This is a genomic window from Mesorhizobium sp. WSM1386, from assembly GCF_055901595.1.
Genome location: NZ_CM148373.1, coordinates 6,217,154 through 6,231,572, shown reverse-complemented (window position 1 = coordinate 6,231,572; position 14,419 = coordinate 6,217,154). Strand labels below are relative to the sequence as shown.

Sequence of the window (14,419 nt, the reverse complement as noted above, 5' to 3'; positions counted from 1 at the left end):
AAGGCAAGTGAGCGATGAGCAGCACCTTGCCGAGGCCCGGAGGCTGTTCGATCAATCTGACGAGTCCCCAACCAATCCAGAAGAGGTTCTGCGACTAGAACAATTGAGCGAAGGGCTTGAGCGACGGCACGATGATCAAGCCGCCTCATCTATTTTCAGCGACCTAGGGATGCCCGCTGGACCGGGGGACCTCAACAGCATCGTGACGGACGCTTTCGCGGCGGCCGGCTCTGGGCACGCCGGAGTTGAGATCGCCGCCCCGCCGCCGTTAGCTGCCAGCCAACAGCAGATCCGGCCCTGGCCGAATGCGCTTGACCAGGGCAATCACCTGCCACCCGGGTGGGTCATCATCAACAACGAACACTCCACAGTGCTATTGAGGCCAGCGGAGAGGCAGAGGGCCCTGAATACGCCGCAAGCCGCCGCCATTCAGCAGCCGCTAATTGAAATCGGCAATTCAGGCGGCCGCGTGCCGATGCAGCCCCCCATGCAGCAGTTGGGTGAAGTGTCATTGGAAGGGGTACCTGTTCAAGGGACATGGTCCGAACACATCGGAAGGCTGCATGCGGAGGCAGCGCCATCCGCAAGGTCTGAGGCACTCCCCGCTGCCATCGAGAACTCCATAAACGTCTCATTCGCCCTCCCCAAAGGCTTCTCCCACGGGATTCAACGCGACGCGATACTCTCTTCCTTGGACCATTATGGCCTCTTGCCGGATGCGGGCCAGGCCCGGCAAGTGGGCTTTGAGCAGCACGTGGCCGAGCCGCGCCGAGCCGATCCTGTTGCGAGTGGCGCCCGTGCTACCGGCTATCCCCATTTGTCCGACGAACACCGGGACGTTATTGATAAGGCGATCACTCACGTTGCGGCTCAGCAAAAATATAGCGAGAGCACGGTCCGAAAATACACGTCTGCGCTTCGCCGATTGGCGAATGATCTCGGCGCTCGCGGCCAAGCGACTGATCTAAAAAATCACCAGCTCCTGTTCGATCACGTCATTGCTTTCTTTCCGAAAGACGATGATGTGAAGAGGGCGTTGAACGTCCTGCGTGCGTATCATGAGCCGGGCTATTCAGCGACTGCTGGCGCCCGTGCTACCCGCTATCCCCATCTGTCCGACGAACACCGGGACGTTATTGATAAGGCGATCGCCCACGCTGCGGCTCAGCAAAAATATAGCGGGAGCACGCTCGAAATATACTCCTTTGCGCTTCGCCGATTGGCGAATGATCTCGGCGCTCGCGGCCAAGTGACTGATCTAAAAAATCACCAATCCCTGGTCGATCAACTCGATACTTTCTTTCCGAAAAACACTGACATAAGGTATATAAGGCCGGCGTTGAACGTCCTGCGTGCGTATCATGAGCCGGGCTATTCAGCGACTGCTGGCGCCCGTGCTACCCGCTATCCCCATCTGTCCGACGAACACCGGGACGTTATTGATAAGGCGATCGCCCACGCTGCGGCTCAGCAAAAATATAGCGGGAGCACGCTCGAAATATACTCCTTTGCGCTTCGCCGATTGGCGAATGATCTCGGCGCTCGCGGCCAAGTGACTGATCTAAAAAATCACCAATCCCTGGTCGATCAACTCGATACTTTCTTTCCGAACACTGACATAAGGTATATAAGGCCGGCGTTGAACGTCCTGCGTGCGTATCATGAGCCGGGCTATTCAGCGACTGGCCCGTGGCGAGTGCCGGTGCCCTCAAAGGCAGACGCGCATGTCTTGGAACAAGTGGCCAGTGACAGCAGCTTGGCCTCAAGCACCCGTGTTGACTATGGTCGTGGTCTTCGCAGATTTTCTGAGGCGCTGGAGAGTCAGGGCCTAACGATCTCTGGGCTGGATCATGATTCACGGATCAAATTCGCCGAGACGTTGTTTCCAGGCAACAACAAGCTCCGCTGGGCGTTGGGACGGGTTCGCGATACGGAGTCTGCGTCACACAGGAGCGTGACGGACGCTTTCGCGGCGGCCGGCTCTGTGCACGCCGGAGTTGAGATCGCCGCCCCGCCGCCGTTAGCTGCCAGCCAACAGCAGATCCGGCCCTGGCCGGATGCGCTTGACCCGGGCAACCACCTGCCACCACCCGAGTGGGTGATCATCAACGATGAACATTACACAGCGCCGTTGCGGCCAGCGGAGAGGCAGAGGGCCCTGAATACGCCGCAAGCCGCCGCCATTCAGCCGCCGCTGAGCGAAATCGGCAATTCAGCCGGCCGCGTGCCGATGCAGCCTCCCATGCAGCAGTTGCCATTGGAAGGGGTACCTGTTCAAGGGACATGGTCCGAACACATCGGAAGGCTGCATGCGGAGGCAGCGCCCTTCGCAAGGTCTGAGGCACTCCCCGCTGCCATCGAGAACTCTATAAACGTCTCATTCGCCCTCCCCAAAGGCTTCTCCCACGGGATTCAACGCGACGCGATACTCTCTTCCTTGGACCATTATGGCCTCTTGCCGGATGCGGGCCAGGCCCGGCAAGTGGGCTTTGAGCAGCACGTGGCCGAGCCGCGCCGAGCCGATCCTGTTGCGAGTGGCGCCCGTGCTACCGGCTATCCCCATTTGTCCGACGAACACCGGGACGTTATTGATAAGGCGATCACTCACGTTGCGGCTCAGCAAAAATATAGCGAGAGCACGGTCCGAAAATACACGTCTGCGCTTCGCCGATTGGCGAATGATCTCGGCGCTCGCGGCCAAGCGACTGATCTAAAAAATCACCAGCTCCTGTTCGATCACGTCATTGCTTTCTTTCCGAAAGACGATGATGTGAAGAGGGCGTTGAACGTCCTGCGTGCGTATCATGAGCCGGGCTATTCAGCGACTGCTGGCGCCCGTGCTACCCGCTATCCCCATCTGTCCGACGAACACCGGGACGTTATTGATAAGGCGATCACTCACGTTGCGGCTCAGCAAAAATATAGCGAGAGCACGGTCCGAAAATACACGTCTGCGCTTCGCCGATTGGCGAATGATCTCGGCGCTCGCGGCCAAGTGACTGATCTAAAAAATCACCAGCCCCTGTTCGATCACGTCAATGCTTTCTTTCCGAAAGACGATGATATGAAGAGGGCGTTGATCGTCCTGCGTGCGTATCATGAGCCGGGCTATTCAGCGACTGTTGGCGCCCGCCATCCCCATCTGTCCGACGAACACCGGGACGTTATTGATAAGGCGATCGCCCACGCTGCGGCTCAGCAAAAATATAGCGGGAGCACGCTCGAAATATACTCCTTTGCGCTTCGCCGATTGGCGAATGATCTCGGCGCTCGCGGCCAAGTGACTGATCTAAAAAATCACCAATCCCTGGTCGATCAACTCGATACTTTCTTTCCGAAAAACACTGACATAAGGTATATAAGGCCGGCGTTGAACGTCCTGCGTGCGTATCATGAGCCGGGCTATTCAGCGACTGGCCGGTGGCGAGTGACGGTGCCCTCAAAGGCAGACGCGCATATCTTGGAACAAATGGCCAGTGACAGCAGCTTGGCCTCAGAGACCCGTGTTGTCTATGGTCGTAGTCTTCGCAGATTTTCTGAGGCGCTGGAGAGGCAGGGCCTAACGATCTCTGGGCTGGATCATGATTCACGGATGAAATTCGCCGAGACGTTGTTTCCAGGCAACAACAAGCTCCGCATGGCGTTGGGACGGGTTCGCGATACGGAGTCTGCGTCACACAGGAGCGTGACGGACGCTTTCGCGGCGGCCGGCTCTGTGCACGCCGGAGTTGAGATCGCCGCCCCGCCGCCGTTAGCTGCCAGCCAACAGCAGATCCGGCCCTGGCCGGATGCGCTTGACCCGGGCAACCACCTGCCACCACCCGAGTGGGTGATCATCAACGATGAACATTACACAGCGCCGTTGCGGCCAGCGGAGAGGCAGAGGGCCCTGAATACGCCCCAAGCCGCCGCCATTCAGCAGCCGCTGAGCGAAATCGGCAATTCAGCCGGCCGCGTGCCGATGCAGCCTCCCATGCAGCAGTTGCCATTGGAAGGGCTATCGGTTCAAGGGACAAGGTCCGAATACATCGGAAGGCTGCATGCGGAGGCCGCGCCCTCCGCAAGGTCTGAGCCCCCCGCTGCGATCGAGCGCTCTATAGACGTCTCATTCGCCGTCCCCAAAGGCTTCTCCCATGGGACTCAACCCGCCCCAGACGCGATGCTCTCTTCCTTGGGCCACTATGACCTCTTGCCGGATGCGGAAAAGCCGGAATGGAACTACGAGATTAAAGGTCACGGCTACACCGCCGAGAGGCCGGAAGGGCGCAACGACTTTTGGCTCGTTGATCGCGGTCCGCTGAGGGAAGCTGCAGCGGCAGCAGTACCGGCAAGGACCCCAGAACCCGCCTCGCCAGCAACCGTCAGGCTGTCAGACACCTGTCGCGGTGTTCCGTTAGTCGATCTGACCACCTCCTCCGATGCTCAGATCGGAGCTTTTCCGTCAGGCTCGTCCATCCTCCCCGAGGGGGCGGTACTCGGCGCCGACCTGCTGAGCGACGCCCATATCCACAGGGATTATCGGTTGCTGGAGCAGGACCTGCAGGAGGCCCACCCAGCGCTCGCCGCCCGAACGCGGCTGGTGGATGCGTTGGTCGCCCATCAGCTGCGCCGTTACGACGGGGACGTGCAAGGTAGGTTGCTGTCCATCTATCATCAAAGCGACGCCCCAGCCGAATTCGTTTTCCTGCCAGTGAACAGTGCCGATCCTATGGATCCGGCGCCGGATTCTCGACGCGTCGAACATTGGTCGCTGCTGCTCGTAGATCGCCGCGACCCGGAAAGAGCGGTCGCCTATCACTACGATTCCATCCAGCACAATGGACAGGGATACAACGACGCGCCAGCACGAGAGCTCGCAACAAGACTGGACGCGACCACCGTGGTGACACCCGCCATGGCCCAGCAGAACAACGGTGTTGATTGCGGTGTCTTCGTGGTGGGCGGCACGCGCGCGCTGGTTCGGAGATTGGCGAACCAAGAGTGGCCGGAACGGCAGCGGCCGCTGCACCTCGACGACCTCGTTGCCGACCGGCAGGGGCTGCAAAACCGACTAAGGCAGGGCCGCTTGCCGCACGAGCTTGCCGCAATCCCCGCGGAAGCTTTTGCAGCAGCCGGGTCGCAACAAGCCGTGTTGCAAGAGCAGCAAGCCCGACAAGTCGCGCCAGCGCCGTTTGACCAGCACTTGAGCAAGTCGCGCGAGGCCCAGGGCGAACTGACGAGACCACTTGACAGGAGCAACCGCGCGAACAGCGGGGGCGTCATCATCAACACTGAACATTACACAGCGCTGTTGAGACCGGCGAAAAGGCAGAGGACTGACAGTCCGCAAACCCTCGCCACGGGGCGGCAAGCGAGCGAAGCAAATACGTCGCCCATCAGGCAAGACCCCGATCAAGCCCGAGCAGACCTCATGGCTTCCTCCAGAAGCAGAGAGCGCTCCGACGCGGGGCGTTGAGGTCGATTGCGGATAAAGCAGACCAGCTCTTTTGGCAAGGTTTTGTGCGTCAAGTGTCGTAAGCACATTAGTTGTCCGGGTTAGGTAGCACGCGAGTTGTCCGGTTTTATTGGAGTGCACCCCCAGACTGAGACGAGGAAAATCGCGGACAGTTTCCCTGCAAGAGAGGAAACTGGGGCATGGCCGGACGGCAAAGAGTTATTGATGAGGACCAAAAGCTGGAGCTTCTCCAGCGCATGGAGGCGGGCGAAAACGTCAGCAAGTTGGCAGACGAGGTTGGCATCAGTCGCCAACGACTTTACGAGTGGCGTGATCACCTCAGGCTTCGTGGTAATCTGAAGTCACGTCCGCGCGGCCAGCGGGCCAGATCGATAACAGGAGTTAACGGGGCCGCGGAGGGGCAGAGCGCGTCGACACGCCGGCACCTCAGATAAGGCGCTGACCAAGGCCAGCGCCGGATCAGGGAATTGGAGCAGAAAGTCGGGTAAACAGCAACTCGATCTCGATTTTTTTCGCGAAGCCTTGCGGCATTTCGGAGCAGCGCTCCTGGCGAAACGGGATCTTCAAAGTCATCGAAAAGATGATGACCGGCCTGTCGCAAGGCGAATCAACATCGACAGAATGTGCTGGCTCGCTGGCGTTAGCCGCGCGAGTTACTACCGTCATTGGCTGGATTCGACGCCTCGGCGGGCCGAGACAGGGTTGCGCGATCTTATTCAGAAGATGGCTCTCGGCAACGCGCACTACGGCTACCGCCGGATAGCAGCCCTGCTGCGACGCGAGGGATGGCAAGTCAACCATAAGTGCATTCTACGGATCATGCGCGAAGACAATCTGTTGTGCCTGCGTGCAAGACCCTTTGTTCCTGCGACGACGAACTCGAGGCATGGTTGGCACGTCGTGCCGAACCTTGCCAAGGGAATGATCCTCAATGGGCTCGACCAGTTGTGGGTGGCCGATATTACGTTCCTGCATCTGGCTGAGGAGTTTGCTTTCCTTGCCGTTGTCCTGGATGCGTTTAGCCGCAAGGTGGTGGGATGGGCGTTGGATAGGCACGACCATGCTTGAGCATGAAAGCGCTCACCTGCTGGCGATGGACCCGCAGCGTCTCGACCGCGGCTGCCGGGCGCGAACGAGATCTCGCATGGCTTCGTGATCTTCATCGGGAACCCATACCGCCGTCAGTTCACCGGCGCGCAGCAGCCTTGCCAATGAAAGAGCATCCCGGCGGTTCGTCTTCACCCGATCGCCAGGCTTCCTTGGAATCAGCGATGGCGCGACCACGGTGCATTCATGGCCAAGGGAACGGATCAGCCGGTAAAGGCCATAGCCGGTTGGGCCCGCCTCGTAGCAGAGGTGGATGCGATCGAACTTGGCGGCGATCCGTTGGATAACGCGGCGCATACTCGTATCCGATGCGTCGACCTCGCCGAAGAACCGAACCTCTCCCTCCCGGCCGGCTTCCGCAATCGCGATGGCATTCCTCAGCTTAGCGACATCGATTCCGACAAACGCTTCCCTATAATCTGCCACGGCTCGTCCTCCTGTGATGAGGATCGGCTCGGACCGCCCGAGCAACCCTCGGACGCGCAGTGTAGGGCGACACCTCACCGGCAGAAGCGGACATACGGTCTTACGCTTGATCAGCCATCAGCTATCCAGAATAGCTCCTGTCACGCGGCCAAGGTGCCTCCGTAGCTAACCTCTACGTCAGCGTTGAAGAAGTACCCCGCACCACGGCACGTCTTGACCAGGCGAGGATTGGCCGCGTCAGCCTCCAGCTTTCGTCGTAACCGCAAGATCAGGACGTCGATACTTCGATCGTAGACCTCTTCTCCACGCACCCGGCTCGCGAGCAAAAGCCGTTCTCTGGATAACACGTTGCGGGGGTTCTCCAAGAACGCGATTAAGAGATTGAACTCACATGCCGTAAGCTTGACCTCGCCACGCTCTGAACAGATCAGCCGCCGCTGCTTGACGCTGAGCTTCCAGGCTCCAAACCGAAATGAGCGATGATCTTTGGTTGGCGGACTGGCAATGCGCTGGCGTAGCGCTACGCGAATGCGGGCCAGGAACTCGCGCAGGCCGAAAGGCTTCGGGATGAAATCGGTTGCGCCGAGCTCCAGAGCAACAACTTTTTCCGCCTCATCAAGCCGGTCGCCGCTGATCACTATGATGGGTAAATCCGATTTTGTCGCCAGATTGCGGACGATCGCAAGCCCATCCTCCCGGCCCAGGTTGAGGTCAACTACCACGAGGTCGACAGGCTCATGCGATAGAACGTAGTTAAAGTGCTTGCTATCGTTGACTGCGGTCACCTTTAAGGCATGCATCATGAGATACTCGGCTATGAGGCGCCGCATTGCGGCATCATCGTCAATGACAAGAACATGTTTCAACGGCTCACCTTCAATCTTGAATCCCCTTGTCAAAAGCTGTTGCCGAGCAACCTTGTGGCACCGACGCAAAACAGCTGCCCCTTGCTACACTCGCCGTCGCCTGCGGCCAATGAGGCCGTTGCTCGTCCTGGTCTTTTCATCCACAGCGAATTAACTTATCCAGGCAGCCCGTGACGATCAGACATGTTCCAAGCGCCGGCATGACCCCGCCCTGGGTCCTTCGCTTTTTCGCTTTGAGCTTATATGCAGGCCTGCCAACACGACTCGACATCGACGGCACGCACTCCCAGGCCTGCCATGCCCTTGCATCCTTGGCGCGTTTCTGGCGCTTGCGGAGCTGGATCATCTCGAAACCCTCCCGCTCGCGTCCGGCTCGGACGCGGTGCTGCAGCGCGGCGTTTGATTAACCACAGGGCCGGTCGGCGCAAGGGGATTCTCAACAGCGGCCTTGTTCCAGTGGTATGTCTCCTGCCTACGGCGGGTTCTTCCGAAGCGGCCGGCAGCGCCTGGTTCGGGCGACAGGCAGGTCCGGTCGCGGCTACCGTCCGAGCTAACATATTCTCAGTTGAATGCACACCCTCCCTTTGAGCCAGTCACTTTGCTTGCCGGCTGCGCCGTCGGACGCCACCGATTGCGTGCGGTTCTTGTGCCGATGGACGGTCGTGTCCCATCAGGTGGTGTAGCTCGGCAGTTACGAAGCCGCTCACGAGCGCGCCGTTAGTAGCGCTGTAGCGAGTGAGCGGCGTGTCGGTGGTCATCGGCGCTTTCCGGTAGGGTTTGGTTGTTGACGCCAACCCAATTCGGAAGGACCACCGATGACCGACGACATGATGAACCTGCGCACGCTCGTGGAGAAGACCCCGGATGCCGATCTGCTGCGGGAGATGATCGGCTTTGCCGCCGAGCGGTTGATGGAAATGGAGGTTGGGGCCGCCACCGGCGCCGCCTATGGCGAGAAGAACCCGCTGCGGATGGCCCAGCGCAATGGCTACCGCGAACGGGACTGGGAGACGCGGGCCGGCACGGTCGAGCTGCGCATCCCCAAGCTCAGGAAGGGCTCTTGCTTCCCGGGTTCCTCGAACCGCGCCGCATGGCCGAGAAGGCGCTGACCGCCGTCATCCAGGAGGCCTACGTCCAGGGCATCTCGACCCGCTCGGTCGACGACCTGGTCAAGGCCATGGGCATGAGTGGCATCTCCAAGAGCCAGGTCAGCCGGCTGTCCGAAGAGATCGACGGCAAGGTGAAGGCCTTCCTCGAGCGGCCGATCGAGGGCGATTGGCCCTATCTGTGGATCGACGCCACCTACCTGAAGGTGCGCCGCGGCGGCCGCATCGTCTCGGTCGCCGTCATCATTGCCGTCGGCGTCAATGCGGACGGTCGGCGCGAGGTGCTGGGCATGGAGATTGGCACCTCGGAGGCCGAGCCGATCTGGACGGAGTTCCTGCGCAAGCTGACCCGCCGCGGCCTGCGCGGCGTCAAGCTCGTCGTCTCCGATGCCCATGAAGGCATCAAGGCGGCCGTCACCAAGGTGCTGTGCGCGACATGGCAGCGCTGCCGCGTCCACTTCATGAGGAACGTGCTGGCCCATGCCGGCAAGAGCGGCCGCAGGGTCGTCTCCGCTTTCATCGCCACCGCCTTCGCCCAGGAAACGCCCGAGGCCGCAACCGTGCAATGGCGCGCCGTCGCCGACCAGATCCGGCCGAAGGTACCGAAGCTGGCGACAATCATGGACGACGCCGAGCCCGACGTGCTGGCCTACATGACCTTCCCGAAAGAACACCGCGCCAAGCTGCACTCGACCAATCCGATCGAGCGTCTCAACGGCGAGATCAAGCGGCGCACCGAGGTCGTCGGAATCTTCCCGAACGACGATGCGATCGTGCGCCTCGTCGGCGCAATCCTGCTCGAACAGAACGATGAATGGGGAGTGCAGCGGGCCAGATATATGACTCTGGAAACGATCAGCCAGATGAGCGATGATCCCCTCATCAGTCTGCCGGCAAGTGGCGCGCTGATCAGTCCGGCCCATGCCGGAGAGCACGGCGTCCAATGCCGCCAGCTACACTACGCCGCGGGACACGATCCGATGGACTGTGCATGATCCCCTGTTGGCGACCGGCCGAGACAGCTGAGCCAGGCTCGCCGCAGGCTGGGCTGCGCCGCGACGTCTTCAGTTGACCCCGCGCCGCGGATTTGCGCCTTCGAGCCAGCTTCGCGGAGACCTCGCGGTGTCGATGACCTGACCTTGGAGGGCCGCTCATGGCTGTCTCATAGGCAAATGACAGCATACGCAACGTTGGGCAGCTTGGCGCCTTTGTCGGTTCTCCCGTTCGATCGACTCACGGCACCCGCAGCCTGGATAACCCGCCGAGCTTCCATTGCCTTTGACCAGCGCCCGTAGAAAATCCCATCATCATCCATGACGCCGAAGCCGCGGCTTACAGTCCAGGAGCAACGGACCCGCCGGGACGGGCAATCCCGCACAGGGCGTCTCGTACCAAGATGCTTTGGATGTCGCCGGCTTGATCACGCCCCGCGCCATCCACGCATGCACAAGCTGGTACCCACGCTGACCAACACGGTCTTTGCTTCAATTGAAACCGAAAAGCCGAACCTGAACATCACGCAGTAACAAACCTTCCCGATAAGCGCGTGCCGGACAGGGCCAGAACCCGTCCGGCGGCTTGGAAAGGCAGGTGATAGGGAATGTTTATTGCAGTTTGGCCGCTGGCCATTGTCCTGTTGACATCCATGTCACTCCCGGCCGCGCCCGCGCCACTTTCGCCCCGTGAGTTCCACCGCCTATCGCGCAAATGCGCTCCCTGGGTTGCGCCGTCCACGCTCGCCGCGATTGCCAAGATTGAAAGTGGCTTTGAAACGCTGGTGGCCCATGACAACACAACAGGCGAGCAGCTTCGCTGGATAGACCACCTGGAAGCCACGCGGGGCATCAAGGACCGTCTCGACGCACAACATTCTGTCGATGTTGGATTGATGCAGATAAACAGCAAGAACTTTTCCATGCTCAGTCTCACGCCGGAAAAGGCTTTCGAGCCCTGCGCCTCCCTTTCGGCTGCCGCCCACTTACTTGAAAGCCGGTATGCCGGGGGCACGACTGCTCCGGCGCAGCAACTGGCCCTTCGCCGTGCCATCTCGGCCTATAACACGGGCGACGTCACGCGTGGCTTCGCCAACGGTTATGTACGCAAGGTCGAGTCGGCCGCAAAGGACATCTCAAGTCAGCTTGAGCGAACACTGGAGCCGACCGCCCGAGATGCGCCAGATCTTGAGGCACCCGGTCGGAAAGCCGTGCCGCCTCTGCTCCAACAGAGCCAACAGGCCAATAGAAAGCAGCCCAACCAAAATTCCTGGGACATCTGGGGCTCCTATCAGCCAAACGGCTCCGGGGCCGATCCCTCCGGTCCGACCGGCAGCCAGGCAGCTGAAGAGCGGGAACCCTCGAACCCGAACAAACTCATATTCGATTGAATCATGGAGATACAATGATGAAGCCACTCGAAATGCTTCGTGCGCTTAAAACGCATGTTCCTTCGCCTTTTTCCATGCTGCGCATGGCGGCTGAATATGTACCGGCCGTTGCTGCAGGCGTGGCGTGGGCGGTCTTCTCCAGCGGGCCAGCCGCGGCCCAGGTGACCGGAGGGACGGATCCTGCCAAGATGGTCCAGAATATCTGCACCTTCATACTTGGCCCCTTCGGACAATCGCTGGCCGTGCTCGGACTCGTGGCCATCGGTATCTCCTGGATGTTCGGTCGTGCTTCACTTGGCCTGGTTGCGGGTGTCGTTGGAGGGATCGTCATCATGTTCGGCGCCAGCTTCCTGGGCAAGGCGCTCATAGGCGGTGGCTGATGAGCGACCGGTTGGAAGTGAGCACCCTCTATGTGGCGGCGACACGCCCTGCACTTTTTCTGGGGGTGCCGCTGACGCTGGCCGGAGCGCTCATGATGTTGGGTGGGCTCGTCATCATTATCCTTAAGAACCCACTTTATGAAGTCGTGCTCGTGCCACTCTGGTTCGGAGCACGGTTGATCGTTGAGCGCGACTACAACGCGGCAAGCGTCGCGTTCCTCTATTTACAGACCGCCGGCAGAAGCGTGGACGGACAGGTGTGGGGCGGCGCGAGCGTCAGCGCCAATCCGATCAGAGTGCCGAAACGCGGAAGAGGAATGGTGTAATGTTTGGCGCCAGTGGCCGGACCGAGAGATCTGGCGAGATCTACCTTCCGTATGTCGGTCATCTAAGCGATCAGGTTGTCCTTCTGGAGGACGGATCCATCATGGCCATGGCACATGTGAACGGGCTGCCGTTTGATTTGGAAGACGCTGAGATGCGCAACGCGCGCTGCCGCGCGTTCAACACTCTCTTGCGCAACATCGCCGACGACAATGTCACGCTGTACGCCCATCTTGTGCGAAACAACGATGTGCCGGCGCCGGCATCGCGCCAGTTTCAAAGTGCATTCGCTGGCAGTCTTAGCGAGGCCTATGAGAGCCGTGTGCTGTCGGGCAAGCTCTTTCGCAACGATCACTTCCTCACGGTCGTCGTGTTCCCACGAAGCGCAATCGGCAAGATTGGCTGGCGCATTGCCAAATACCCCAGGCGGAATGACAACGATCTGGCCGCACAAATACGAATCCTGGAGGACCTCTGGCAGATCATTGCTGGGTCACTCGGCGGTTACGGTCTGCGCCGGCTGGGTATTCGTGAGAAAGGCGACGTGCTCTTCACGGAAATCGGCGAGGCGCTTCGGCTGATAATGACTTGCCGGTTTCTCCCGGTTCCGATGGTTACCGGCTCACTTGGCGCCTCGATCTACACTGACCAGGTCATATGCGGGAAGCGGGCGCTTGAGATTCGAAGACCCGGGGATAGCTCCGTGGGATCATTGTTTTCGTTGCGTGAGTATCCGGCGACGACGCGGCCAGGCATGCTAAATCCGTTGCTGTCCGCCAACTTCCCGCTTGTCCTCAGCCAGAGCTTTTCCTTCCTCACTCGGCCACAAGCTCATGCGAAGCTTAGCCTTAAGTCCAGCCAGATGACGAGCGCCGGCGACAAGGCTCTCACCCAGATTAATGAACTTGCCGAAGCAGAGGACGCACTGGCAAGCAACGAATTCGTCATGGGTTCACATCATTTGAGCCTGTGCGTCTATGCCGACAGCCTCAACAGCCTTGGAGATCGCGCAGCAAATGCCCGCGCAAGGCTGGCCGATACGGGCGCCGTTATTGTCCAAGAGGGTATCGGCATGGAGGCCGCGTACTGGTCCCAACTTCCGGGGAACAAGAAGTGGCGCACGCGCCCCGGGGCGATCACTTCGCACAATTTTGCCGGGCTTGTCTCTTTTGAGAACTTCCCAAGTGGTTCCACTACCGGCCACTGGGGCAAAGCTGTTGCGCGCTTTCGTACGAACGGTGGAACTTCTTTCGACTACATCCCGCATGAGAATGACGTCGGCATGACGGCGATATTCGGACCCGTCGGCAAAGGCAAGACGACGCTGATGACCTTTATCCTCGCGATGCTTGAGCAAAGCGTGGTCGATCGCGATGGTGCGATCGTCTTTTTCGATAAGGACCGGGGTGGTGAACTGCTGGTGCGAGCCACCGGAGGGACATATCTGGCGTTGCGCAGAGGCGCTCCGAGCGGCTTGGCCCCTCTGCGTGGACTGGACAACAGCTCCGCCTCGCGGGACTTTCTTCGCGAGTGGTTGGTGGCCCTAATCGAGAGTGACGGTCGTGGTCCGATCTCGCCGGAGGAAAGCCGTCGACTGGAACGTGGCATTGTTCGTCAACTTTCGTTCGAACCCGTAATGCGCTCAATTGCGGGCCTGCGCGAATTCCTGCTGCACGGCCCCATCGAGGGCGCTGGAGCGCGGCTACAGCGGTGGTGTAGAGGCAACGCGCTTGGATGGGCCTTTGACGGCGATGTCGACGAAGTAAGGTTGGATGCCTCCATTACCGGGTTCGACATGACGCAACTCCTGGAATATGAGGAGGTCTGTGCGCCGGCCGCGGCATATCTTCTGCATCGAGTGGGCGCTGTCGTCGATGGCCGTCGGTTCGTCATGAGCTGCGACGAATTTCGCTTCTATCTGCTCAACCCCCAATTCTCGGCTGTTATCGACAAGTTCTTGCTCACCGTCCGCAAGAACAACGGCATGTTGATACTTGCTACGCAGCAGCCTGAGCACGTGCTGGAGTCGCCTCTTGGAGCTAGTCTCGTTGCGCAATGTATGACGAAAATTTTCTACCCGTCACCGACGGCGGACCGATCCGCGTATGTCGATGGCCTGAAATGCACTGTGCCGGAGTTCGAGGCAATCCGCCAGGAAATGGCAATCGGCAGCCGCAAGTTTTTGCTCAAGCGCGACAGCGGGAGTGTTGTTTGCGAATTCGATCTTGGGCAGATGCGCGAGTATGTAGCCGTACTCTCGGGGCGGGCCAACACCGTGCGCTTTGCCGACCAGCTTCGCGACCAGCACGGAGATGCCCCAGATAGGTGGCTCGACAAGTTCATGGCCCATTGCCATGAAGTTAAAGACTGAC

General features: G+C 59.9%; 8 protein-coding genes and 3 pseudogenes. 8 read left to right on the top strand and 3 right to left on the bottom strand.

Going from position 1 to position 14,419, the window contains the following annotated elements; all coding sequences use genetic code 11:
- Positions 1-7: 7 nt before the first annotated feature.
- Both AC0NIH_RS30355 and AC0NIH_RS30350 read left to right on the top strand, forming a co-directional pair.
- Positions 8-5,455: pseudogene (locus AC0NIH_RS30355) on the top strand (C48 family peptidase); the annotation flags it as partial.
- 179 nt (positions 5,456-5,634) lie between these two features.
- Positions 5,635-5,889 (top strand): helix-turn-helix domain-containing protein, encoded by a 255-nt coding sequence (locus tag AC0NIH_RS30350; RefSeq protein ID WP_473469012.1) that lies wholly within the window; start codon positions 5,635-5,637, stop codon positions 5,887-5,889.
- A gap of 25 nt (positions 5,890-5,914) precedes the next feature.
- Here AC0NIH_RS30350 and AC0NIH_RS30345 read toward each other — a convergent pair whose 3' ends face one another.
- Positions 5,915-6,121 (bottom strand): hypothetical protein, encoded by a 207-nt coding sequence (locus AC0NIH_RS30345; protein ID WP_473469086.1) that lies wholly within the window; start codon positions 6,119-6,121, stop codon positions 5,915-5,917.
- On the opposite strand from AC0NIH_RS30345, the gene AC0NIH_RS30340 reads away from it, so the two are divergent.
- Positions 6,077-6,523, top strand: coding sequence for an IS3 family transposase (locus tag AC0NIH_RS30340; protein WP_473469080.1), 447 nt, complete (start codon positions 6,077-6,079; stop codon positions 6,521-6,523). The genes AC0NIH_RS30345 and AC0NIH_RS30340 overlap by 45 nt on opposite strands.
- On the opposite strand, the pseudogene AC0NIH_RS30335 reads toward AC0NIH_RS30340, so the two are convergent.
- Together AC0NIH_RS30335 and virG are read right to left on the bottom strand one after the other, a co-directional pair.
- Positions 6,501-6,988, bottom strand: a pseudogene (locus AC0NIH_RS30335) (IS110 family transposase); the annotation flags it as partial. The gene AC0NIH_RS30340 and the pseudogene AC0NIH_RS30335 sit on opposite strands and share 23 nt — an antisense overlap.
- A 140-nt stretch (positions 6,989-7,128) precedes the next feature.
- Complete coding sequence (gene virG / locus AC0NIH_RS30330) at positions 7,129-7,854, bottom strand: two-component system response regulator VirG (protein WP_473469014.1); 726 nt, start codon at positions 7,852-7,854, stop codon at positions 7,129-7,131.
- 815 nt (positions 7,855-8,669) lie between these two features.
- Between virG and AC0NIH_RS30325 the strand changes: the two are divergent.
- From AC0NIH_RS30325 to virB4, 5 genes and pseudogenes are all read left to right on the top strand, one after another.
- A pseudogene (locus tag AC0NIH_RS30325) lies at positions 8,670-9,862 on the top strand (IS256 family transposase); the annotation flags it as partial.
- Positions 9,863-10,560: 698 nt separating this feature from the next.
- A complete protein-coding gene (locus tag AC0NIH_RS30320; protein ID WP_473469017.1) occupies positions 10,561-11,343 on the top strand; it encodes a type IV secretion system lytic transglycosylase VirB1 in 783 nt (260 codons plus the stop codon).
- A gap of 74 nt (positions 11,344-11,417) precedes the next feature.
- Positions 11,418-11,723, top strand: a complete 306-nt coding sequence (gene virB2, locus AC0NIH_RS30315; protein ID WP_473574027.1) for a pilin major subunit VirB2 — start codon at positions 11,418-11,420, stop codon at positions 11,721-11,723.
- The gene (locus tag AC0NIH_RS30310) at positions 11,723-12,049 is read left to right on the top strand and encodes a type IV secretion system protein VirB3 (protein WP_473469022.1); all 327 of its coding nucleotides are present in this window, start codon (positions 11,723-11,725) and stop codon (positions 12,047-12,049) included. Before virB2 ends, AC0NIH_RS30310 begins: the two co-directional genes overlap by 1 nt.
- Positions 12,049-14,418 carry a type IV secretion/conjugal transfer ATPase VirB4 gene (virB4, locus tag AC0NIH_RS30305; RefSeq protein ID WP_473469024.1) on the top strand — a complete coding sequence of 790 codons (2,370 nt, stop codon included), beginning with the start codon at positions 12,049-12,051 and terminating at the stop codon, positions 14,416-14,418. Before AC0NIH_RS30310 ends, virB4 begins: the two co-directional genes overlap by 1 nt.
- The last annotated feature ends 1 nt before the right edge of the window (position 14,419 follow it).

Bases quoted from the DNA above. Each gene is read 5' to 3' on its own strand.
- AC0NIH_RS30350 (WP_473469012.1), top strand. From the start codon at position 5,635: ATGGCCGGACGGCAAAGAGTTATTGATGAGGACCAAAAGCTGGAGCTT.
- AC0NIH_RS30340 (WP_473469080.1), top strand. From the start codon at position 6,077: ATGTGCTGGCTCGCTGGCGTTAGCCGCGCGAGTTACTACCGTCATTGG.
- AC0NIH_RS30345 (WP_473469086.1), bottom strand. From the start codon at position 6,121: ATGACGGTAGTAACTCGCGCGGCTAACGCCAGCGAGCCAGCACATTCT.
- AC0NIH_RS30320 (WP_473469017.1), top strand. From the start codon at position 10,561: ATGTTTATTGCAGTTTGGCCGCTGGCCATTGTCCTGTTGACATCCATG.
- virB2 (WP_473574027.1), top strand. From the start codon at position 11,418: ATGCTGCGCATGGCGGCTGAATATGTACCGGCCGTTGCTGCAGGCGTG.
- AC0NIH_RS30310 (WP_473469022.1), top strand. From the start codon at position 11,723: ATGAGCGACCGGTTGGAAGTGAGCACCCTCTATGTGGCGGCGACACGC.
- virB4 (WP_473469024.1), top strand. From the start codon at position 12,049: ATGTTTGGCGCCAGTGGCCGGACCGAGAGATCTGGCGAGATCTACCTT.